Source organism: Pseudoalteromonas luteoviolacea, from assembly GCF_001750165.1.
Lineage (GTDB): Bacteria > Pseudomonadota > Gammaproteobacteria > Enterobacterales > Alteromonadaceae > Pseudoalteromonas > Pseudoalteromonas luteoviolacea_G.
The window spans coordinates 530279-554739 of record NZ_CP015412.1 but is presented as its reverse complement, the minus strand read 5'-3'; the positions used below and the strand labels follow the sequence as shown (position 1 = coordinate 554739).

The 24461-nt window shown below is 36.6% G+C and carries 14 protein-coding genes; 3 read left to right on the top strand and 11 right to left on the bottom strand.

Annotation, left to right across the window (positions count from 1 at the left end; translation table 11 throughout):
• Position 1 precedes the first annotated feature (1 nt).
• The 5 genes from S4054249_RS22910 to S4054249_RS22890 all read right to left on the bottom strand — a co-directional run bounded on the left by S4054249_RS22910 (position 2) and on the right by S4054249_RS22890 (position 5291).
• Complete coding sequence (locus S4054249_RS22910; RefSeq protein WP_052961156.1) at positions 2-1954, bottom strand: transglutaminase TgpA family protein; 1953 nt, start codon at positions 1952-1954, stop codon at positions 2-4.
• Entirely contained in the window at positions 1944-2696 is a 753-nt protein-coding gene (locus tag S4054249_RS22905; protein ID WP_167354866.1) for a DUF58 domain-containing protein, read from the bottom strand. Before S4054249_RS22905 ends, S4054249_RS22910 begins: the two co-directional genes overlap by 11 nt.
• A gap of 197 nt (positions 2697-2893) precedes the next feature.
• Positions 2894-3805: an AAA family ATPase gene (locus S4054249_RS22900; protein WP_046358207.1), complete on the bottom strand. Its 912-nt coding sequence runs from the start codon at positions 3803-3805 to the stop codon at positions 2894-2896.
• Positions 3802-4185 carry a response regulator gene (locus S4054249_RS22895; RefSeq protein WP_039610442.1) on the bottom strand — a complete coding sequence of 128 codons (384 nt, stop codon included), beginning with the start codon at positions 4183-4185 and terminating at the stop codon, positions 3802-3804. Before S4054249_RS22895 ends, S4054249_RS22900 begins: the two co-directional genes overlap by 4 nt.
• Positions 4186-4409: 224 nt before the next feature.
• On the bottom strand, positions 4410-5291 hold the full coding sequence (locus tag S4054249_RS22890; RefSeq protein WP_052961155.1) for a hypothetical protein: 882 nt from the start codon (positions 5289-5291) through the stop codon (positions 4410-4412).
• Positions 5292-5713: 422 nt separating this feature from the next.
• Here S4054249_RS22890 and S4054249_RS22885 point away from each other — a divergent pair, with 422 nt between their 5' ends.
• Both S4054249_RS22885 and S4054249_RS22880 read left to right on the top strand, forming a co-directional pair.
• Positions 5714-7519, top strand: coding sequence for an RICIN domain-containing protein (locus tag S4054249_RS22885; RefSeq protein WP_046358206.1), 1806 nt, complete (start codon positions 5714-5716; stop codon positions 7517-7519).
• A gap of 330 nt (positions 7520-7849) precedes the next feature.
• On the top strand, positions 7850-9490 hold the full coding sequence (locus S4054249_RS22880; protein WP_069949102.1) for a hypothetical protein: 1641 nt from the start codon (positions 7850-7852) through the stop codon (positions 9488-9490).
• Positions 9491-9555: 65 nt separating this feature from the next.
• On the opposite strand, the gene S4054249_RS22875 is transcribed toward S4054249_RS22880, so the two are convergent.
• The 6 genes from S4054249_RS22875 to S4054249_RS22850 all read right to left on the bottom strand — a co-directional run bounded on the left by S4054249_RS22875 (position 9556) and on the right by S4054249_RS22850 (position 22340).
• Entirely contained in the window at positions 9556-11880 is a 2325-nt protein-coding gene (locus tag S4054249_RS22875) for a hypothetical protein (protein WP_046357528.1), read from the bottom strand.
• Positions 11880-12920: a hypothetical protein gene (locus tag S4054249_RS22870; RefSeq protein WP_046357527.1), complete on the bottom strand. Its 1041-nt coding sequence runs from the start codon at positions 12918-12920 to the stop codon at positions 11880-11882. Before S4054249_RS22870 ends, S4054249_RS22875 begins: the two co-directional genes overlap by 1 nt.
• Positions 12921-12941: 21 nt before the next feature.
• Positions 12942-14279, bottom strand: coding sequence for an AAA family ATPase (locus S4054249_RS22865; protein WP_052961085.1), 1338 nt, complete (start codon positions 14277-14279; stop codon positions 12942-12944).
• Positions 14280-14307: 28 nt separating this feature from the next.
• On the bottom strand, positions 14308-17598 hold the full coding sequence (locus S4054249_RS22860; RefSeq protein WP_145925139.1) for a hypothetical protein: 3291 nt from the start codon (positions 17596-17598) through the stop codon (positions 14308-14310).
• 128 nt (positions 17599-17726) lie between these two features.
• Positions 17727-21407, bottom strand: a complete 3681-nt coding sequence (locus tag S4054249_RS22855) for a hypothetical protein (protein WP_046357525.1) — start codon at positions 21405-21407, stop codon at positions 17727-17729.
• A gap of 90 nt (positions 21408-21497) precedes the next feature.
• On the bottom strand, positions 21498-22340 hold the full coding sequence (locus S4054249_RS22850) for a hypothetical protein (protein WP_145925140.1): 843 nt from the start codon (positions 22338-22340) through the stop codon (positions 21498-21500).
• A gap of 844 nt (positions 22341-23184) precedes the next feature.
• Here S4054249_RS22850 and S4054249_RS22845 point away from each other — a divergent pair.
• Positions 23185-24144 carry an FHA domain-containing protein gene (locus S4054249_RS22845; protein WP_052961084.1) on the top strand — a complete coding sequence of 320 codons (960 nt, stop codon included), beginning with the start codon at positions 23185-23187 and terminating at the stop codon, positions 24142-24144.
• Positions 24145-24461 lie beyond the last annotated feature (317 nt).

Below are 24461 nucleotides of genomic sequence, written 5' to 3'. Positions count from 1 at the left end.
ATTATTTTATTTTTGCCTTTTTTATTATTTGTTTATTAAGATGAGAAAGCCTTCGATACTGACGAGCAGAAAGTGGTTGTGCGTCATAACGAGCACTTTCAAACAACCCATAAAATTCAGTAAGCTCATCAGCCGCACTGGGCCATTGTATCTTTAGACGATCACAGATCTGCTTTGGTGTTAATTTATCAGATTTTTCATCACTCAACATCATCAAGTGATTATAAATTCTGACTTCTTTTGGCTCTCGAAACTTTGATCTAACATTAATGTATATAAACCAAAGACCAAAAACGATGATCAACAACCCAACAACGCTCAATGCTGGTAAAAGTTTATTTTTTTGACCAAAAAGCATTTCAAGCAAAGAGGACTGCTTTTTATCGTCAAAATTCAAGACCCAACGAGTCCATTGAAAATCGATTTGCTCTAACTTTAAACGCAGCCAATTTATAGCTGCGATGTCAGCAAAAGCGTGCAAACTGAAGCCTAGGTTATCATTAAACTCTTGCTCTAACTCTACCATATCAGATAGAGAACCTAATATTCTTTGTGGAGAGACCCAAGCCGTTGGATCAAGCCTTTGCCACCCTAATTGTGGCACGTAATACTCGACCCAAGCGTGAGCATCATATTGATAAACTGCATAGTAATTGCTTTCATAATTAAACTCTCCTCCCAAGTATCCAGATACAAGACGCGTCGGGATCCCCACTGACCGCATCAAAAATGCAGCTGAAGAAGCATAGTGACCACAAAAACCTTCTTGGGTTTCAAACAAAAATTCATCAATGGAGTCATTGGAGTTTATGCTAGGCGGAGACAAACTATATTGAAAACTTTGTGCTAAGAAAAACGCCTTCATATTAATAATAAACGTTTCTGTTGAAGCGGCTGATTGATTGAGCTGTTTCGCCAAGGCAACTGCTTTGGGGTTAATACCGCTGGGCAAGCGCGTGTTTAAATTAAACTCCCACTGAGAAATCCTCGCATCATCTAACTTGATTGGCGAGACTTCATACTGCATAGGCTTGTTGCTCAAGTTCCTTTGATACAGTATGCCGAAGTAGTTAACCCTTGTGCCATTACTGGCAGGAAGACCTGCGCCGAGCGTGTAAAGCCAACGCGTATTAGAGGGGTTAGATATGACTGAGTAGGTTGCGGGCCCAACGGGTTCGTATGTTTTCACTAGTGGTCTAGCTTGTAAATTAGACATCCCCCATCTTTTTCCATCAAAGCTATCGTGAATAATTGCTCGCCAATAAAAAGGGGGTTGAAAACCACTAGACTCAGGGAGTAACGCTCTAAATGCAAGCTCAGAAGAACGAGATAAATCGGATATTTGAAATGGATCTACATCTTCAGATAACCCTGTAGCCGCGTTTTTAGCGTTAGGTAACTGCCAAAAAGGAGGCAGTTTCGGTACTAAAACAACCATCACGACAGCAAGCGGCAAACTAAATATAAACTTTCTAACAGAGTTGTTTATCGACTGCTTGATTGGCATATGATGAGTCACACTAAATAACTGTGACAAATTAAGTAATAAAAGTGCTGCGACAAATAAAAAAGATAGAATGTTTTGTGAGAACAGATAGAAGCAGGGGTACGTAAAAAAATTCAATAGATATACGCTTTGAGCCTGTTGCTTGGTAGAAACCTTGAGCATTTTCAGTGAACAGGCACCCAATAACATTGCGACAAACATTTCAATGGTTTTTTGAAATCCAAGAGATAGGAACACCACAACGATGACGGTGATTGCAAGTAAATTCACGATGATATTTGACGGCTTTTTCACCGCACCAGTCGACACGCTTATTTTAAAGATACATATCAATAAAATGGAAACACAAAAAACATAGCCCAAACTTTGGAACAACAGTAGTGAAACGACACAATAAACAAGTGACGTAATGAGCGTATTTTTTGCTATTAACTCACTAACATTCACTTAAACTCTCCAAACACGCGTGTACATGTTTTTCGCCATTACTGGCTTGGATGAGAAACCCCGGCAACTTCAAAGCGAACTCATGCCCTAACCGATCAGCTTCAAGCACCTGGTAACATAACTTGGATAGGCGAGTCTCTTTAGTACCTTCAACTAGGCTGTAATCTAACGTTAAGCTAATACCGTGGTTGCCCCCAGTGTAGTCCTTCACTAAAAGCTCATGATTCTTGGCAAAATGACGCCATGAAATACGATTTCTATTCATGCCTTTTTGATACGGCTTAAGGCCTGAAAACTCATCTAAACTGTCTGATCTTTTTGCCAATAACTCGGCTTCTTCACCTAAGTCTTGTGCTTCATGTAAATCTAGTGGACATTTTTGTGGCGTAGGGTAAACATAAAATGTTTTGTCGCTAACTAGATAGCTCCAAACATTAACCAAGCCAAAAGGGTAACAGCTGTGGATTTTAAATTTTCCCCCTTGATACTTCCCCCTTTGCTGCAAATAAAGGGTGGCAATCTGCCCAGAAGTTGACTCAAATATGTTGCTATCAGTCAATCCATCACTGTCATATTCGGCACTAGACACAGATAAAGAAATAACATTTTTTTTAGAGGAAACTCGAAATTTTGCTTCGTTATGGTTACCGCAAAAGTTATTTCGTATATCTAAAAGCTCAAGTTTGACGCCATGCAAGTTAAAATAGCCATAAAACAGTGAGGAAATTTGTAGCATTAGCATTAAATATGACACGCCAAGGATCAGGTTATTCTGATAATTAATACCTATAACAAAGTTTAAAAGTGCAAAAATAAGAAAATACAGCCCCCGTAAAGAGGGCACAACGTAAATATTATTGTGGGCAAGTGTAATACTGTTCGCACTATGCTTTTTGGTTATAATTTTTTCGACCCATTGCTTAAAAAAAGGCAATGTCATTACACTGGCACCGATACTTTTTTGAAAATTGAATTTACAACTTCAAACTGCTCACTGCATGGAATATTTAGCCTATGTCCCGCCACACAGCCAAATATAGCTTGTACATCATCTGGCAATGTATAGTCTCGACCTGATATAAGCGCATAAGCACGTGCAGATAAACCAAGTGCAATACTTGCACGAGGTGATAACGGATCGTTAAACTCGCCAGAATCCCGAGTGTATCTCACCAAATCGAGGATGTACTGTACAACGGGCTCTGAAAGCTTAACGTTCATCACTTCATCTTGAAGAGCAAAAAGCTGCTGATCAGAGATATTGCATTCCAGTTGCTCAGTTTCGAAATGTCGTTTATTACCTTGCAAGATCAGACTTTTCTCAACTTCTGAATCTGGGTAGCCTAGGCTTATTCGCATGAAAAAGCGATCTAGCTGAGACTCTGGTAAAGGATGAGTACCTGACTGGTGCAATGGGTTTTGAGTTGCAATGACAAAAAAGGGTTGGGCAAGTGCATGGGTTTGACCGTCTATGGTAACTTGGCCTTCTTCCATGGCTTCTAACAATGCACTTTGTGTTTTCGGACTGGCACGATTAATTTCATCTGCCAATAGAATCTGACTGAAAATTGGCCCTGAATGAAAATCGAAAGTATGAGTTTGAGAATTAAAAATACTCGAACCAGTTATGTCTGCTGGTAACAAGTCACTCGTAAATTGAACACGTTGGTAGCTTAAACCAAGTACATTAGCCAAACCATGGGATAGGGTAGTCTTGCCCATTCCTGGCAAATCTTCAATAAGCAAATGTCCTTTGCTCAACAAACAACATAAAGCTAACTTAAGTTGCTCATTTTTACCCAAAATAAGTTGGGAGAGATCTTCAATTATCTTTATTGTCAGTTGGCTCATGCAATCATTTCTAACCTTTTCATTACGGTGTCGACTTTTTTGGCATTAAAGGGTTTTGCAATAAAACCTTTAGCCCCGAGCTCCCACGTATTTTGAACGTTCTCTAGGCTATTATGGCCAGAGCACATTATCACATGCGTGTTCGGAAACTGGTCATTCACATATTCTAGAATTTGCGTACCGTCTGTATCAGGTAGTTCAATGTCTAAAAATAGCACGTTGGGCGCTTTTGACTCTAACAAAGGTTTAGCGGAAGTGAAGTCCTTTGATTCGTAGATTTCTTCGAATCCTAAGTTCTCTAAAATGTCTACCAAGTAACTGCGTACTTCTTCAACATCATCAATAATAAGTATAGGTTCTAGGGGTCTAACAAGTTCCATATTGTAATACTATCTGACTGCAATTGACTCAATACTAAGGCATGGTGACTGCGAGCTCAATGGTTTATTTAAATCAAGTAAGCAAAGTGGCCACGACCTATTATTAACTTAGCTTTGAATATAGTATACAAAATCACATAGACAAAAAATTAAGCACTTTTAAAAATAATACTGACCACATTGTCAGGCCCGATTTTTAGTCCTTTTACGTCACCTTCACACCCCTAATCAGCGTGCGAGATGTTCATAAAGTATTGCTCTATAAATGCTTTCAGGTCTTGATGTTCTTTTTTAGGTAAATAGTTAAAATGTGCATTCAAAAACGATGGTTTATCGTAAATATTCAACAAAACTTGATTTACTTTTGATATAAATTCACGACTTACCTCGGTTTTATTGCACATAAAATGGCCTACTATGATCTTTGGCGATCCTGCTATGCGATATGAACGCACAGATAAGTTAACATTATTGCTATATCGATGAAATTCAGCGGGATAATTTAGAAGAAAGTCAACACGCTTAGAAATAAACATACGATATACCGTTTCATAGTGATCTGCCCCCCCCCTGAATATCAAGTTTTTTGGGGCAATCTCATCAAGCTGAGCATCTAAAAAGTCACCATAAGAGAAGTTTTCAGCTATCACTATCGCCGTTTGATTATACGATTTAAAAAGCGCAGGAAGAGAAGATATCTCATTTTGCATGTTTAAAACGGGAAGGGGGGCCTTAGACAGGTCATGATGAGAATATAATTTATGTGCCCAGTAAAAATTAACAGGTAAGCTAAACAAGTACTCACGCTTTCTTTGCTCGTTTTTAATCATATTGATATTACAAGCAGCAACATTAGACTGCTGCAAAGACTTAATAGCGCGCTTGCGGCTTGATTTAACATAGTGGATCACCATGTCATCAATCTTTGAGAGTACAAGCAGATTAGTTGCACCCGCGATATTTTCAGGTTGCTTGACCTTAGAGCTCAATAGCTCAAAATCTAATTGGTCATCAAGATAAATATGCACACCATGTGCGTTTACATTTACACAAAAGGTACAAGCAGCCACCAACATCACCAAAGCTAACTTATCACTGCAACTCACTATTCATGCCTCAATCATTAAGTTACTTATAAATTGTAGCTGACAATCTAATTTCACCACACACATTTGACCAATTGTTTACAAAGAGCCAGCCAATAAACTTAAAACTGAGTAGGCGAATTATACTTTCACTTAGAAAAAACCGACCGTTTACTGGGCGTTATCGTTATTGAAACCAAAATAAAGTACCTTATTTAGACGATAAAAGGCGCTGTATATCTTATTTTTGTGGTTAAAAACCAATTTTAGGGCTGAATTAAGTTTCCGCCTGCAGATTGCAATAAAAAAGTCACATAATTTACATATGTAATGGGCTGTAATAGGAACGACCACCTTATTGATGTAATTTACGAAATTAACTCAAGGTCATTATACGTCTTTGAGCGTCGTGTAATTAAACAATAAAAAATTTGGAGAAAAAAATGGGTTCACGAAAAGGGATCGTAAATTCAGCAATAGTCGCCTCTGTGATTACAGGCTCTATGGCGATGACTAGCCATGCAAATGCTTTTGGTTGGGGCAGTATAGGTGACTTCTTTAAAGATCCAATTGGGACCATTGGCGGTGCTGTTTCACAAGTGGCACAGGTAGTTAGGCACGTCACAAGCCCAGTAACAACTATTGCAATTGACACACTTAGGCATGGTGCAAATGTTGTAAACAGCGCAACTAACCTTGTTGGTGTTGATTCCTCAGCGATTACTGATAAAGCCATATCGCTCGCTCAACAACTGGCCACTCTAGACAACATTGGTACATTTGTAGCAGACCAACAACAAAAGCTCGCTGCACTTGAGCACTTTGCGACTGTTGCAGTCACAAATGCACACCACCTTGGTCAATTAGAAGCATTGGTTGATGGGGTCAATGAAAACAACGTTGAAGTAGCAAGAACCATCGTACACAGCCTAATAAAAGACATTGATTATAATACGTTAAAGCTCGTCGTGGATCAGGTAAAAACATATGATGGCGCACAATCTCTGATGTTTATGGTCAATAAGGGTAACCTAGGAGTCGGGGTCGCTGTTGACGTTAACGAGCTTGAACGCATCAAATATGGTCATCATTCTCACCGCCACGAACCGATCATGAGCTTTTTTGTTCAGGCTGTGAGTCCAGGAACGCCTAACAACCAATTAAAGTTCTCTGTTGGCTACCATAAAAACCCGCCTTTGCAGGTATCAGGAAATAGCGTAAGCCTATCAAGTACAGTTAAGAAGATGAAAGTAAGCCTTGCATTTGCATCGTTGAATAGCAGTGACTTCCTTGCGTTGGTCGATGTGCAAGCTTTACGAAATCAACATAAAATGACAGCGGTTGGTGCAAGTGCAAATCCAATCAGCTTACAAGCGGGTAGCACATCAAGACAAGTTGTATTCAAAGAATGTCAAAACGGCAGATTACAAGCGAACGGTGTTGATTGTAATCAACAAGATTTGTCTATCAGCGCATTGACCGGTGTACATGCCATGGACCAGCACACAGCTCTTGGTGGTGTATCATTTACATTTAAATCATTTGGTAAAGTGGATGGTATGTACTGTGTACAAACCGAGGAGCCTGCAGATCCGCATACCTGGCATGACAACTTTTTCTGTTCATCTAAAGACCTTGGTATGAAATGGTCGTTTGCAGGCCCAATTGACGGCATGCGCTGTACACAAATCATCGAATTGGCAGACCCACATACATGGCAAGACAATTACCTGTGTTTACCAAATGACTCAGACTATTTATTCTCTTGGAGTAGTGCTGGTAAAGGTAATATGAAAAATACAGTAAGATGGCTTGAAGCCGCAGATCCTCACACTTGGAATGACAATTACCTTGGCATTGAAAAACATGTTGAGATGAAAATATTTGATAAGTGTTTAGATATTGCAGGGTATCATCCAAGCAATGGCCAAGACATTATGCTGCACGACTGTCACAATGGTGCGAACCAGAAATGGCTATTCACCAATGACGGAAAAGTGAGGAGTAAAGTAGACTACAACAAGTGCTTAGATTACAGAAATTCAGCGACAAACAACGGTGAAAAACTCATGGTTTGGGACTGTAACACCAGCCCAACACAGCAGTTTGAATACATTAATGGTCAATTAAAAACCGTATTACAGCCATCGCGTTGTGTAGATTCACCAGCACCACATAACTTCACAAGAACACACTTGTGGGATTGCCCAGTGTTAACAAGGCACAACAACGTGGTTATTTCGAACTGATAAAATACAGCCAGCTGGGAGGCGACTAGCTTTCCAGCTGGCATTGTCGGTTGACATCATGCAACATTTACAATTAATTGCAAACGCGATTGTGTTTTACTGATACCAAAACCAGTTTAACTTCCAAGCCCATGTAATTGTTATAAAATCATTGAACTAAGCATTGAAATTACTGTAAGATAAATTTGTTACAAAACAGTTAAGTTAGTTTGTTTATAGAGTTGAGTATAGCTTTGATCGCTATTTCGAGATTTTAGTATCAACTTTATGCCACACCATTTTTAACGTGTTTAGCAAGTATAGGATTATATTAACCTGGCCAGTAATCAAATGAGTACAAGTTCAAAAGCCAAAAGCCCAGAAAAAGAAACTGGTGAAACCAATCATATTGGCACAGCTCAAAAGCAACACAGTTATATTCTTACTGTTTATGAAGCCTACAGACTTACAATTGAACTGCTTGAACAAACAAATGAGTTTTCTGGGATAGATGACCGAGGCAATATCCCGCAAGAGAAAATAGTCGAGCTTATAAATTTATTGTACCTGCTACTTAAATTACTGGTGAAGCAAGTAGCTGATTTCCCCACGAAACCTGAACCTAATGACAATTTTGAGTCAGAACAAATCAATGATTTAGATTTAAATCAACATAATCAAAGATCTAAAGGTATTATTTATCGTGCAATAAATATACAGTCTAAGTTTGAGGCATTAAAAAATACGGAAAATGCTCCAACTAATCTAGCAGAAGAAACAGTACAAGTATTAGGCGAGCACAAATATACTGAACTTCTAAAAGCGTATGAAGATATAATGCGCGACCGTACACGCCTTAAGGATCTGATGCAAAATGTTGCTAAGCCTCTTAAACAAGTCAACGAGAAAAAAACATTACCTTATTTTAAATATGTCACTATTCTCACATTCATTGGGATAACGGTATTTGACCTTTTTATAATTGGCAACCTTAAACATCAACCTGTAAATCAGGCGGGGCAACAACCAGTACATCAGGAAGAGCCTCAAACTGTACATCAGGCAGAGCCTCAAACTGTACATCAGGAAGAGCCCCAACCTGTACATCAGGCAGAGCCTCAAACTGTACATCAGGCAGAGCCTCAAACTGTACATCAGGCAGAGCCTCAAACTGTACATCAGGAAGAGCCTCAAACTGTACATCAGGCAGAGCCTCAAACTGTACATCAGGCAGAGCCTCAACCTGTACATCAGGAAGAGCCCAAACCTGTACATCAGGAAGAGCCTCAAACTGTACATCAGGCAGAGCCTCAACCTGTACATCAGGCAGAGCCTCAAACTGTACATCAGGCAGAGCCTCAAATTGTACATCAGACAGAGCCTCAAACTGTACATCAGGCAGAGCCTCAAACTGTACATCAGGCAGAGCCTCAACCATTACAACAACTAAGGACGACTGTAAAAGGCAAAGAGCCAATTATTTCTAGTTTACCAACCAAATGCTTTGATACCCCTGTGGGGCACATCGAAACCTGTATTCTATTTGATGATGATCAGCTAATTTCACAGCCCATAGATAATGCGTTTATAAGACATTTGACCTCGATAAATGACAACATAAAAATCGGGACATGTGGGGGGCCAACTCCTTCTTCAAATAGTGCGGTGTGTATTTCCTTAGAAAACTTTGTAAAGGCGCTTAATTATATAAACGCATCGTCTTATACAACATTTAGACTGCCCACCATCGCTGAGCTCGACACACTGTATAGTCAAAACAGCACAATACTACCGCAGGATAATGTACCGAGTTGTACAGTCTGGAATCAATCAGATAACAACAAGTGTTTACCTAAAGCATTTCAAAATCGAGGTTTTAAAGCAATTCAAGGTGACCCAAATGCACTCAGAACAACAAAGCCTGTTAAAATAACTATAAATCTCAGCACAGACAGCTACTACTCATTCAGACTAGTAAAAATCATAAAATAAAAGAAGCAACTAACAGCTTCCACATAAATCGAAAAGAGTTCATGAGTCAAATTGGTGGTATTTAATCACATTGGTAAGTCGGGTATGCTTTCTCCTTGTTCATTGCGCGCGGCTAACAATTTCAGTTGTAATCTCTTCCAACTTTTTGCAAATGTAGTGTTATCATTACATATGAAAGCCGTTTCAATAAATTCAAACCAACTATCTACTAGGTCATATTCATAAAATTTATGCTCATAGCTACTTTTTATTGTTTCTGATACTAAATTTTCAATATTTAATTTTTTAATTAAATAACTTAAACCCGCCATACATCGCGACCAAGCACTTTGATCATAATCACAAGATTTTAAATGATGCTTTATTGTGCTGATTATAGATTTAATTAATACATCTTTGTTAATTCCTTCAAATATTGATTCTGATATGTGTTCTAAAATATCATTCCTATTACTTTCTTGGTATATAAAAAATTTAAATAGCAAGCCTGAAACTTGATAAACATATTTATCATCACAATCAAAGCTATCTTTAAGTGCAACTTTCCAGATGTTAAGCATCTCTTTGCTATACGGCGCAACATCGTATTTTAATAATAGATTTAGGGTCGAAAAAACGAAGTTGCTAGAAGGTGGATTTTTACATTGATTAAACTCAATCATCGCTTTTAATATTGGGCGAATAGACTCAACACTGTAGCCACTATGGTTTAACTGAGTATCAATCTGGTCAATGATAGGAACAGCAAGTTTATCGACAAAGGTCAACTTTTCAAACTTTTCAATAAAACTCAGTTTAAACAGCTGTATGCAAATAGGTTGGATTGTTTTATAACCCTCCGATAGCTGCTTTTTATCTGTCACTTTGCTGAGCAAATAAGAGTGTATAGCATCTAAATTAGAGAGTGTTTCAACTTTATTATAAATTAATGCCAGCTCTGAATATACATCATCTGGAACAGCCTGATTACCAATTAAGTTAAGCATCATGTTACAAAAAGTGAAATGGGGTTCTGCATCATTTAACCCTAATTGCATCACTATCTGATTCAAAAGTCGAATCTCGGTAAGAGTCGGTGTAGTTGGCAAAATGTTTAATATATTTTCTAGAAGCTGGGTACGTTCTTCTGGATCACAACCCGTTAAACTATCAAACAACTGAATCAATATCGGCATATGATTTTGCCAATTAAAATTGCCTTGGTTTAATATTAACGTCCATAGGTGTAGTTCTGTGTCGCCTGCCATACCTCTATCAAGTTGCAATTTAAGCAAAACGCTCTCTAGCTCTTTACTAGTTAACACCTTATTTGATTCTAGAACTGTATAAATATCATCTAAACTTTCTGTAGTTATGATATAGGGAGTAAAAGCCTTCATTTCATTTAACACGCTGTAGTAAAGCTGCTGGGTAAGCAGTGCATGTAACCGCTTCCATAGCTTATTTGGGCGGTAAAATTGTGTGAGAAGCTTTTGAGATTGATTGAATTCTAAATAGCAGTGCGCATAAACGATATCGTAACGACCATTCGGCATAGATGAGAGTTGCTCACAAATAAATAGTTCTATACCTTTGCGTGCTTCATGTTTCCAAAGTCTTGTTGTAACAGTGGGGGAGATGCTTCGACGCTTTTTTACAGAACCACTATCATCGAACTGTTGGTGTTTTACATCGACCCGAAACACTCGCATATTGGCTTTTAAGCGATTGCCATTATTTGATAAAAAACGCTCACAACAGTGTGTGATCGCCATCTCCAAAAATGATAAAGCGCCCTGAGTTGTTTGAGCTAAAGGATCTGATGTAACTTTGTTCTTATATGCTCTGACTGCAGGCGTGTTTATATCACCTGTTGTATGGTTTGAAAGTACAAAAGAATTCCTATTTTCAGGCCAGAAAAGCTTTTTTAACTGGGTACGTACCGAATGCTCACTAAAACTCACCTTCTGTTTTATTTCAACCAGCTCTGAGGGGAGTGGATCAGATTGAACATTTTGAAACTTTATCCTAGCGATGTCTTCTTCAATAAATGACCGTAACTCATCGAGTTGATCTTTACAGAACTCACAGTGTAAAAAACGCTGTTGACCTATTTTCGTCAAATACAATAAGTCGTAGATGCAAGAAGCTGTTCCAATGTCGAAAAAGAGCGCCTTTTTAGCCTGTTTGTGTAGTTCTTGAAGCATTTCTTCAATAAGTGTGGCATGATTAGTAGCGCCTAGTACAAGGACTTTTTCCATGCTTACAGCCTCTTTGGAGGGCAAGGTTACTTTTTCAATTTCAGCTAATAAAGCTTGTTCAGATAAAATTTTGAACTGGGCGCTATTATTAAATATCCACTGTTTAGCTCTGTTCTTTTCCTGGTTAATTTCCGAGTCAATACAAGGCATTATTCTACCTCCGAAAGGCTTTGACAAAGTAGCTTGAACACTTCGTTTTCATTACCCAAGTTAAAATCGTAAACTGTCGTATTATGTGCCTTCACCAGCTTAGTTAGCTCTTCAATTGAATGCTTTTGAACTTTATTCCAGCGTTTGATTGAGCTTTTGGTATTACATACGGGTTCAGATGAAGTGTGTTCTAAATACCTAGCAGATTCCCATCTTGGTATGCTGGTATAGGTAAAATGGAAGAAACTTGGTACGGGATATATTCGCTCATGATGAGTAGATATGTTAGCGAGTATACAATGATGCTTATCAAATACTAATGAAAGGGCTTTTCTATAGTCATCAATTGGGTCCAAAAAATCAGATATACAAACAACCAACGCTTTATTTTTCAATGAGAGTGTGTAGTCTAAACCCGCAGACAATGAAAAACCTTCTTTTTCATTTTTAGCGATTTTTCCGAGCGAATAAAACCATATATGTTGTAACTTTTCTAAAACTTGATAAAAGAAACCGGCTTTTGACTCACACTTTAATTCAAAGCATTGATTATCAGATGAGATTACAATACTAAGCTTAAATTTTTTCGCATAAGCGATTGATAGCAAATTAGTTAAAGTATAAAAGTAGTTATCCAGTTTAGTTGGGATCCCTTTTTCACTAAATAAACCCGCCAAAATCGACCGTGATGCGTCAAGCACAACCACTAACTGCTTCTCAGAATACTGCTGCCATTGATTAATGTGTACATGATCTAACTGAATAGCAGTTCGCGCAGAATCCTTACCACAAGCAAAGTACTGTAGGCTCCGTTTTGAAATTTGATTAACATTATCTCCTAGCTCAAACCCTCGCATATTACTCCATTCAATGCCTTCAGATGCAAACCTTGGACTTTTAAACTCACCAATTTTCACAGCATAAGCAGGGTGAGTGTAAGGAATGTCAATTTTCGCTAAGTAATGATACAAACGTTTTTTTATCGAATCTAAAGCTCGGCTTAACTTTCTATGTTCTGACGAGCGCGTTATTTGTTCCATCAAATCTCTTCTAAGTGACTATCATGTATCTTCAGACAAAGGCTCAAAACACGCCAATAAACGTTCTATAAATTCACTGGTATCCGCTTCACCGTAACGTGTTGCGACAATTTTGACCCTATGATTCAAGATATAATTTGCAATATGCTTCAGATGATGAAAGCTGGGCTCTTCTCCATTCAAAAACGCTTTAACGTGAATGGCTTTTATTAATTTTAATAAACCTCTTGGACTAGCACCTGAATACACTTCAGGGTAATTATCGTCTTCTAGATAAGTCAGTATATTCTTAGCGACCTGCTGATATTTATGATTATCACTTTTAAGCCAAGTTTTCAGTTGTGCGTTCAACAGTAGCTGTTTATTTTCGTCTGTATTTTTATTACCAAACCGTGCGCTATTTTGCCCAGAAAATAATGGCTTTTGAAGGTGTGTAAAGTCGATAAAGTGCTCGATAATTGCTTTGAGTGGATTACTGCGCCATTTTTCATGGGCACTTTCTGTAAATAATTTTTCGGTTTGCAGCCACGTTAAAAAATATAGACAATGAAAGTGTCTTTTTGCTACTTCTTTATCATCAAGTGGATTGGCGCCACAGTGACCACTTTGAAACAGTTGCTCACTAATTTTTCCGTAATCAGTTTGGTTTGGCTGTCTTATTTGTAAGCGCATGGCAAAACGATCCATTTGCGCTTCACTCAAAGGGTAAACACCTTCCTGCTCTATTGGGTTCATAGTCGCAACAACCATAAATTGATTTAGCTGCTTACGTAAGTCATTAGGGTCCAAGACCTGAAAATAGATTTTAGATAGCTTTTTTTCCAGCTCAACATGTTCGTGCCTGCAGCCTTCTGGGTCTTCATTTTCATCATAAAGCCGTTCAATAGCTGGTCTTGCCGCCAATGTTTTGGATTTGGTGATGATGCTGACTTCTTTCTCGCTACATACTTCAAGCAGGGCAGCTTGTACTTTTGATGGCGCACGATTTATCTCATCAGCCACCATGATGTTGGTGAAAACTTTGCCAAAAATGGGCCTTAACCCCATTTTGTTGCTACTGTCTATCGTTTCTCTGTACAAGAGGTCTTGCGGCATCATATCAGGCACGAACTGCGCTCTTTGAAATTCTAAACCAGACAACTGCGCTAACGATTTTGCCAACTGTGTTTTAGCCAAACCAGGAAGCCCTTCTAGTAAACAGTGTTCTCCCATCAAAAAACAAAGTACAACTTGATCAACAACTTCGTCCTGCCCAATCACAATTTGTTTGATCTGCTCTCTAAGTATATCAATACACTCTTTGGCAATTTTTCTATCAAGTTTTTGACTACTTATTACCTGTTTTAAAAAAAAATCCATCTAAATCCCATTACAAAGTGTTAATAAATCAACGCTCTTTGTTAATATAAAATAAAATAACGGCTAAAGTCCAGAAACTTGCAGCTATGAACAAGGTACTATTGTAATTACCTAATAACATAAATTGTTCTGGATAAAATGCAGTCGGCGAAATAGCCCATAATAAAACCGAAGAAGTGATTAATACTAAGCATACCCAACGAGATAATTCACCAAAAAACAAATAACAATATTTTTTATATCCCGTATATCCGGTGGAAAGCAAGTTTAGCTCGGAGTTATCAACGTTATCTCTGTTAAGTAATACGTATGGATGATTTGAGACCAGAAGTAATAATCTTATCAAATTTGGTAAAAAGCATGAAATCACGATAACAGCAACAATAACCAAGTAAATATATATACTAGATGTTGATATATCAGCGCCGTTACTAATCCATTTATCGACACCAAAAAAATAAACAAATATTAAGAAAGTACTCACAACAATCACGCCTGCCAAGATAGCAAGTATGGACCTTGTGATATCTAATTGTACCGAACCGTTTTTGTGGTAATAAAGCATCAACAGAATAAATAAGGCCGATAGTAGAATGATATAAACATATCTTTGATCCACAACTTTAATCCGAACAATATCTGAATTTCCTTTTGTGGCATGCTCAAATCTTCCTTGGTAACTACTGAGAATCCATGCCGAAACGTCTTCTAAAGTTGAATCTGAGCCAAATGCGTCAACATCAATAAATGCAAGCCGCTTAGCCACCAAATTATAGCGCTCCTGATTATCACAATTCGTATCTCGATTGACTATCTCACAAGGCAGTGCCAACTCCTTAGCTTTATCGGAATTTAAATATCTCTTTACTTCATCAGACAATTTTGCGCTATCCACCTTCAAGCAACGATCACTGGCTAACACGCATGTGGTATCGCTGTTTGTAGCAACAAACTTAACTCTTTGTTCAAGCGAAATGTTATCTGAACGTGTCGGAGTTGGGATAAAAATTGATTTCACTCGACTATTAAAGCCACTATCAGCAAATAACTCTGTGCTATGTGTCAATTTTGAGTCAAGTTTACCGTGGTCACCGTCATAAATAACAATCGACTCAGTAGGATAGAATCTAGGATCTTTATCAATATGAACGTGTTTAGCTTGAGGACAGGCATTGCCATAAATAGAAGGGCAGGCAGGCTCCATTTTCAAAAGCGCTCCCTTTTTCTTTTTCAAACAATCTATCGCCTCCGAAACAGATCTCTGATAGCCATTCTCACACAACAGATTATTTGAATGATTCCAATTATAAGCGATCACTCTAAATAAGGGCGGGGGACCGATGACAGGTGTCTTTATAGTATGATTGTCATCTTGACTGCTTATTGTATCGGAAGGAAAAAAAGCAACCCAAACACAATACCCGATTTCAGCCCATGTTTTTTGAGAAAAGTCTTGTGCCAAATTACAGGCTTGATACTTACTCTTGTATGTCTTTTCAATAGTGTTTAATAGTTTAAAGATTACATCAAACTCTTGGTCGCTTATCACTTTATGATATGGGACATAAATATCCAGCCTCTCTCCATAACTATCTGTGGTCACAATTTGGGGGGGATTAATGTATAGAATCAAGGTGAGCATAGACGGAAAGAACAACAAGGTAATGTATGCAAAAACCTTCTTACGTTTTGGCTGCTGTTTGAGTTTATATGGCCATTGGCCAGCTCGGTACCCAAAGACTAATATACACACAACAAAGCCTGATGTGAGCATTAAAAAGTATTTACTGAGTGTATCGTTTACAGGTTGTGCAAACCAGCTTGGCCAATATTTTTCAACTTTAAATACTGTCGCAAACTCCTTATCGCCAACTGATAGATGAACATTAACATCTCTGTACCCTAGTGTTCCATTATGTTGATTATCACTTACAGCAAAGTGTTCGGCAAAAAAAGACTTCCATAATTGGTTTATAGAGTCATCATCAATTGTAACCGTCAACTTTATTGTGCGTATTTGCTTGTCACTGACATCGTTGGCACGCAGAAATTTCGTGATTTGTTTACTTGAGATGGCTATTTTCCAATCATTCTCTTCAGGAAAAATGAGCTTTATATCTTCCCCAAGAACAGGTACCTGTTCATTGATATCATACTCTTCACTTAACTCCTTTAAAGAAGACAATATGTAGTTATTTAAAGTGTATGTAAAATCAATTACTTTTATTGTTTTTTGTGGACGAGGGTGCGGTTTATCTCGCGCTTTAGCACTACCATGTAGGTATGGCTCATCATTAGCAGGTATATTGGCGCTGATACTCTGTTCTAATAGCTCTAGCCGTTTTGGGTATGTACTCCCAGACGATTCAGCATGGATTTTTTTAACTTGTGGCCACAGTATCGCTTTTTTAATTTTATTTAATATCTCTGCTGGATGCTTCTTATCATTTAAGAACGCTTGGATCCAGTTATCCTTTCTTAACTGGATTGCTTGAATATCCTCGTTTTCAATGTTTTGAGGTTGCCAATATGTCAGAGGAGGGTACAGTTGTCCTAAATGATTAAACCAGTCGGCTAATAAATCTGGTTTGCACAATTCGTCGTTTATACAAACTTGGACCGTCTTTAATAACCTCCTCATTTTCATTTCTTTTTCAGCGATTTTACTAAATAACGCATCTTTGCCAGTACATGTTTTAGTTCCAAAACCGCACGCTGTACTTTCTATGAACTTCTTATTTGGTTGGCTTAAAACTTGAAAGTCTTCACTGCTATTTCCTTGGTAAAAATGAACATCAAAAACATAGTCGCCATGAAAAGCAGAGAGTGTATGTTTTGTTAATTTACTTAAATCAGGGAGACTTTCTGCTAAGGTTTTTTGCGAATATTTAGATAGTAGAGAGAAAGAGGTCTGTATAGAGTTGCCTGTACTGGAAGTTTCATCAACGTGCAATAATCGAATAAGTTGAATGTATTCAAAAAATGCATCTGTCAGGGTTTTATCATTGAAGCTGCTTGAGAACTCAATTTTTTTACCGTCTACCGTAACAGCCAGTTGCTCGATGAATGGGTAAAAATATAATTCGACATTATTTTCATCAACATAATAATGCTTGGGTATATCGTGATTAGCTAGCCATTGATTAAACTTAATAGGTGTACCTTTATATGTACTTAGGTGAGTTCTTAACGCATTGCGATCACCCATCCAGAGGCTTTCTAAGCGGCTATGAGTATACCCTTCTTTATTTTGGCTTACTAGCTTATCCAAATGGTCTTTACTTGGCTTTGTTATCTTAGATGATTTAGCTTGATACAAGCATTTCAGCATCGAAGAAGGGTGCATGTAACTATCACAAGAGTCAGCTCTGCTCTGATCACTCAAAACGGTTAAAGGTGCAAGTAGTAAAAATATATAGACCAAATAATAAAAAGCGTTTATGAGCTTCATAATGACTCATTTTCCAGATCTATTTGAGCTTCTTTCCTTGAATTAGGACCTTGGATAAACTGACCCAAGCCTAATATCTGATTTGTATTTTGATATAATCGGTTTTGACTAAAATTAGACCACCATTGCACTAAGTCTAAAAACTCTGTTGGCTTAGCGAAATTATGTGTGCCTTCAGAGCTGCTCAAATCATAGGCCGGTTTCCATAAACAAGTATCGCATGACGATGACGCCACATCGAGTTCTTCTTGCTCTTTAAGTAACCCCATCACAATTTTTGGAAAACTATAATTTATCATTTCCTGAACAGCCCCTATATGGAAGTCCTGTATTTTCTCGTCTATCGTTCTTGACGATGCCCATACGTCTAATATTTCCTTAATGCTTTTTTTTTTCTGTTCAGAAGTACGAGATGTTTCTAAATACTTTTCAAGTATTAATTTGTAAACATCTTTAGATATAAGATAAGACGCATTCGTATCGGTTTCAGATTTTTTAATATCAAAAAGGTACCCACCTTTAAAAATGGACTGCTCGGCTGTTGTTAAGTGCGCTAAAGTAATAATATTTTGTAATATTTGCTTAGGTGTTTCGGCCAGAACGAATGCAAACTCTAGCTGTTTGTTCAATTCATCAGAAGACTTTAACCACCTTACTTTATTGAATACACTGGTTTTATCGGATACTTTGTCCCTGCTTGAAAATTCTAACAGGTTGCAATATGCAACGCCTGAGAATAAAACTGCATCTGAACAAGTATCGCTACTTATATCATTGCGTTTACTTTTTTCTCTCAGTTCCTCTAATTTATCTATTGGGATCTGCATACTAGACTCGACCGTATTATCTAAAATATTTTTAACTTTACTATTTTGCTCAAATACACGTTTTTGCTTATAATGCATGCCAGAAGATAGAGACATAACTGTGGCATCGAGCCTGCAATAATCCTCATCGCTCTTATCACTCTCAGCTAAACTACTTTTCATCGTTTGTAGGTTTAAATCTAAAAAAGCATTAATTGTTTCTTTGACATAAAACTCATCCTGCTTTTTAATATTAGTGAATGTACTTTGCTTCGAGTCAAACCATGCCATAGTGCATAAGAAACGTTCTCCATAGATAGATTTTGCACCCATCTTTATAATATTGTCGTAACGAACAAATGCCATATCGGTATAATTTTCATAAAACCTATCGAGGAATGTTGCTTTTTCACTTGATTTGTTTATGTCGTCATACAAGTTAGTAATGGCAGCAATATCAAACTCACTGAGTACATCGATTTTGTGACGCATCAATTTCAATCTATCATCAATATAATCTTCGCTATTTGGATGAAGCTGAAAAACGTATGCTAGGTTGGCCTTTCTTCTATCATAAATAGAGGCATCGTTTTTAATAGCCTCCCAATAATCTAAAAAAGAGTCATCATACAACTTTAATATCAACAGATTACGATGGAGGTCAATAGTTGGTTGATTCTGCAGTTCTCGGTCTAATCTTGACTTAAAGGACTCTACTCCTTCGATCTTAATATAAAGCTCTTTTGGTATACCTAAAGCAAATTCCATAATAGAATTTAATACAAGTTCATTAGCATCTGTACTACTCAAGTATTGAACCATTTCTCTGAATAACTTTACTCTCAACGTGACAGCATCCGAATCCTTTTTTACATTTATTGATGGTGATGAGATAAATAAAAGTGGAAAGAATTCACCTTCGTTATTTCGCAAATATTGTGATTTAATACCGCTAGATCGTATTTCATAAGCTGTCAAACTAGCATTAATCCAATTGACTATACTATGTGGTGATATCAGCCTATTGCTAGCATCGATATCATTTTCGCTTCTTTTAATAAGAAGTTTATTAAAAGCAAATTCTAATATTTTAGCAGTATGTTCGTGCTTTTTTTTGCATTTTTCTGATTCACGATCTCTTACAATCATTTCAAACCAAATATTCGGATAGCGCTGCGTAAACCAATTCTGTTGTATGAAGGTATTAGGATCTAACTCCCAAACACAAGACTTCATATTATGAATGTATCCGGTGAATAAGATGTTTAAAAAGTCTTTATGTATTGCACTACTATCTTTAGCTGTTAACTCATTCAACTTGTTAAAGGTAGCACGTATCCTCTCATCATCATTACCCTGATCGAAATTTTGTTTTTCAATCCATCTTAAGAAAGGGAAACTGTTATTAGAAAGGCGGTGTAGCTCATTTAAAAGCTCTTTGTTTTCCAAAAATGGAATAAAACTGTCTTTATAAAATAATGTAGCTTGAACATGCATACCTGAGTACATGTAAGCATTAAACAAAGGCTCACTAATGTATGAAAACAGTTCTGCTTGCTCATTATCGTTTATTCCATTAAATAGCTTTTTAACGTGCTCAGATAATGAGGTGGGATCTGATAGAGTATGCTTTCCTTTAACCCAAGCATCATATACTAACCAGATATTTACAAACGCCTGAAATCTTCTCTTGCTTGCAGAAGAGTTTATTACTCGCTCTTTATACTCCTTTGTAATTTTCTCATTTACGCCCTTTGAAACTGCCTTTGTTAACTGTTGTCTTTCTAATAAACTTGAAAACTTGGTCAATTCACGCAAATAATCACGCCTATTATCATTCTCAACTTGCGTAAAAATATTAAATCCAAACGAAATTTTAACAATCTCTTTTGCCAAACTACTAATTTCATTTCTACGATTAAAGTTTTCACTTTCAGGAACGCTATTTATGATCCTTAAAGAAGCGGTTAACGAATCAAGTTTAGTACTAGTAGGATTTAATAATTGAAAAGAAGTAAAGTACTTTGATGAAAACAAGGCAATATGATCAGCATAAAAATGACAATCCCTATCAGTAATAATCCATCTTATTTTATTTATATCTTTAAGATTTAATGGATTAAACCATCTATCTAACTTAGAGTAATAATCCGTTTCAGAATAATAATGCCCCCACAATGACTGTAATTTACAATCAAAATTTTGTTCAGTAAAAAAAAGATTACCATATAGTTCAATGGCTGCTCTACTGGCTACATTATTAGTGGCTTCACTGCTAAAACTAACAATGGCGTCGTGAAATTCGTATAGTATTTCAATTGATTCATACAGAACCTCAAGAATTGACTTTTTATTTTTAGCAGTTATCTCTGGTTTTATAGCAGTTAAAAAAGCGGGTAAATAAGACTTTCTATAACCAAAATCATTCATAATAATATGAATAATTTCTAGCTCAGAGTTAGGGTTTACCTTGATGTAAGCAGCGAAAATATCGTTTTTTTTCTCATCGCTCAACAAGGAACGTTTAGAAATCATTCTATTATTAAGAAAGCCCAAATAGTTAAATAGGCTTGTTTCATCGAGTGACTTATAATTTTTTGATAAAAAATCATTCAATTCATCATTGACGTATCTTTTTAACTTTTTGTTGTTTGGTCTACACGCACTCAAGTTAGACCAGGTCATAGGCTTTTGGTTAACGCGTGCATCATCAAGAATGTCTTTGAAATGTTTTTTATACTGAGCTTTAAGTTTAGAAGGAAGATATGAATTAAGCTTAGTAGGGCATGTTTGTTGAAAAGCGACATTGCCAAAAGATTCAAAAGAGATATGTAAAAAAAATATACTTACAAACAACCAAAGATGCTTCACATTCAATCCTTTTTATTTTTAAAACCACATATCAAAAGAGTAGGGCAGAATTTTTTATAAAATAACTCAACTCATTAAAAAATTTAATAATTACTTTTTTATAACGTCTAAAATTGGATTATATAGCTCTTCAGGTACCGTAAAAGACAACTCATCACGCATTAAAAAATTCAACTCTGTCGGTTGCTGCTCGATAAACTTTTCAATACTAGAAACCTTTTTGAATAAGAAAAGCGACTTTTTACAGTTACCTTGTTCATAGTTTATAGATAACTCATTCGCGATTACAAAATACCAATACTTGCGAAGGCCTTGTTCCGAATTTATATTACTATCAAAACTTTGGTTGCGTTCATCTGTAATATAAGAAATAACATCTGTATAAAAAACTGGATCAGATATTATTTTATCTTGAAAATAGTTCCAGCCCATATCGTAATCATCTTCTCCAGTATGAACCCCTAGTTTAGTAGCCTCCTTAATAACAGACTTTCTGAAGCTTTCATCCTCATTATATGATTTCAATATTTTCATTTTACATTGACTAATGATTATCTTCCCGACCTCTTCTGAGCACCCATCATAATATGAATTAAGTCTAGATCTGAATATATCAAGTAAAAATGGTTGCTCTTGTATTCCTCTCGTTAACTCTAACTCTTCACGAGTGGCCCTTAGCTCTTCCTTACTCGTGACCCATGTCCGATATACCAAATAAATGGTCGCAGCCATAAGGATTGGACTGAGTATATTATTAAAGTACACAGCTACATCGACCCAAACCTTAAAGTTTATATTCTTTAGGTTTACTTGGAATTTATTTAAATATTCAAAAAATATGACCAAAATAGATAAAATTAATGCACTATAAAAGATAATTGCGTGACGATTATTTATGACCAACTTTGCATAATGACTATTTTTACCATTCATGAGGCTTAAAATTAGCAGTAGAGTAATAATCGATAACATTACACAGAGTGCAATAAGGGAATACAAAGTCATTTGAACCTCAAGATTAACAGTAGGTAAACAATGTTAAATCTAACGCACAGATGTTTCAAGTGTTTTTAATATCATATATTTACACTGTATAGAACAGGTTTAGCTGCTCAATTCAAACCATGCTCTATAAAACTTTTTTGACTATGTGTGAAATTTAAATAATGCAGACAGACAACTCGTCACTTCAAAGCAATTTTTTGTGTGATGGCGTAATATGTTTGCAAATAATCTATATTTAGTGGCTCTAATTCCGAATGAAGTTTTTAGTAGTTAGCTGAGCTATAGTAATCTCTCAAAAAAGGCAAAACAGCATAAATACTTTCCCACTTTACAATAATAGAAATCACATATCCGATGTAAAAATAGTTTGAGAAGCTCACTACAAGTAAAGTTCGTCAGATAGTATGTCACTGTGATTTGATTAGACTAAGAGGTTAATTCATTGGGGATAAGTAAACTTAATAGCGCATTGTAAATTAACAGTTCTGAAATTTGAAAATCAAGGATGGCTGGATAAATAAAATCTAGACAATCATCAAGACTCTTCAGCTCTGTAGCATCAGGTGCTATCGGTAAGTTGATAACGCATGTAATTAATAGGAAACAAGAAAAGCTTAGTAATATATTTTATGTGCAAAGTGGCTTAGACGTGTTTTTATTTTCTTTAAAACCTGAGTGTAATCTGCATGTAATAGCTTTGTAGGGGCTCTAGACCTACAGTAACCAATACCCAATTAACTATCAGTTTTACATAAGGGCATAAAAGGATTACATGGCTTATTTAACCTCAACCAATATGAAAAACAGGCTTTATCTAAAGGCCTTTCATCGATTTGGACGTTTAGAAGATAGCGTAGATACTTTTATAAATAGTCCCGAGATATCAAGAAGACATGCCATCATCGAGTGGACAGGTAAAGCTTGGATGATTGTAGACATTAGCAAAAATGGTATGTGGCTTAATGGTAATAAAATCACACCCAATGAGCCATATTATCCTAAAGTTAATGACATTATTAGCTTTTCTGATCAAAGTAATTTAGCATTTCAAATTGATAATTTAGACAAACCTCATGATATCCTCACCCCAGTTAGCATTGATAAAAAAGAATGCCATAGAACTAAGGATCCCATTGTTTTAAATCATCACAATTTACTTCCCTCTGAAACATCGCCCGAATTAATTCTCTATTATGATGTGAAAGAGAAATCTTGGTATGTAGAGGATTTAGAAAAAAATCACACTTCAAAAGTATCTGATGATAACCTTTTATTCTTTTCCAATACAAAGTGGAAACTTTTGAATTGCGCGAACTCACCTGAAAAAGAAACAATTGTAATGACCGAAAAAGCTTCGAAGGACTTAACATTTATTTTTAATATAAGCCAAGATGAAGAACTCACGGAGCTTACACTAGAAAATGATTATGATCAGATAGATCTCGACACTCGCTCACACCATTATTTAACAGCTTTGTTGGCGCGGTATCGCACACAAGATGAGAAAACTTGCGTACCAGAGAGATTGCAAGGTTGGCGAACCATAAAGCAACTCACAAAAGATTTGGGCATATCTGAAAGCCATATAAACATTCAAATCCACAGAGCAAGAAGCAATTATCAGATAAACTTCAATTATTTGGGCAATATACCCCGTTACTTATTGAGCGCAAGAAAGGAAAAGTTCGATTTTCAGGATCTAATTTCAAAATCTACAAGGGCAACAAATTAGAGTATCAATCCGCGCAAGAAGTTAAGTTGGCTTAATGTATACTTAAAGAAAAAGCTGGTGCTCCTTTATTTATCTGGGAGTACAAGGCTAGGGAGTCGTAGCAAGTCAGAAGTAGTCCCAATTACATTGTACTATATTGTTTTTCAAACATTTTAACTATTTGTACAAACACGCACGGCTCTCTCAATCCTATAGGGTAGGGAGCAGAGAAACTTACCCTAATATTGGCAGAGAAAACTACCTAAACTGGCATAAATGTTTTAATCACTCACATTACGTACGTCAGTTATGGTGTTAATCAGATACGTAAGCAGGGC

What these genes read in the sequence shown, in the direction of transcription:
- S4054249_RS22905 (WP_167354866.1), bottom strand. Translation starts at nt 2,696, where the DNA reads ATGCTAATGCTACAAATTTCCTCACTGTTTTATGGCTATTTTAACTTG.
- S4054249_RS22900 (WP_046358207.1), bottom strand. Translation starts at nt 3,805, where the DNA reads ATGAGCCAACTGACAATAAAGATAATTGAAGATCTCTCCCAACTTATT.
- S4054249_RS22895 (WP_039610442.1), bottom strand. Translation starts at nt 4,185, where the DNA reads ATGGAACTTGTTAGACCCCTAGAACCTATACTTATTATTGATGATGTT.
- S4054249_RS22885 (WP_046358206.1), top strand. Translation starts at nt 5,714, where the DNA reads ATGGGTTCACGAAAAGGGATCGTAAATTCAGCAATAGTCGCCTCTGTG.
- S4054249_RS22880 (WP_069949102.1), top strand. Translation starts at nt 7,850, where the DNA reads ATGAGTACAAGTTCAAAAGCCAAAAGCCCAGAAAAAGAAACTGGTGAA.
- S4054249_RS22875 (WP_046357528.1), bottom strand. Translation starts at nt 11,880, where the DNA reads ATGCCTTGTATTGACTCGGAAATTAACCAGGAAAAGAACAGAGCTAAA.
- S4054249_RS22870 (WP_046357527.1), bottom strand. Translation starts at nt 12,920, where the DNA reads ATGGAACAAATAACGCGCTCGTCAGAACATAGAAAGTTAAGCCGAGCT.
- S4054249_RS22865 (WP_052961085.1), bottom strand. Translation starts at nt 14,279, where the DNA reads ATGGATTTTTTTTTAAAACAGGTAATAAGTAGTCAAAAACTTGATAGA.
- S4054249_RS22850 (WP_145925140.1), bottom strand. Translation starts at nt 22,340, where the DNA reads ATGAATGGTAAAAATAGTCATTATGCAAAGTTGGTCATAAATAATCGT.
- S4054249_RS22845 (WP_052961084.1), top strand. Translation starts at nt 23,185, where the DNA reads ATGGCTTATTTAACCTCAACCAATATGAAAAACAGGCTTTATCTAAAG.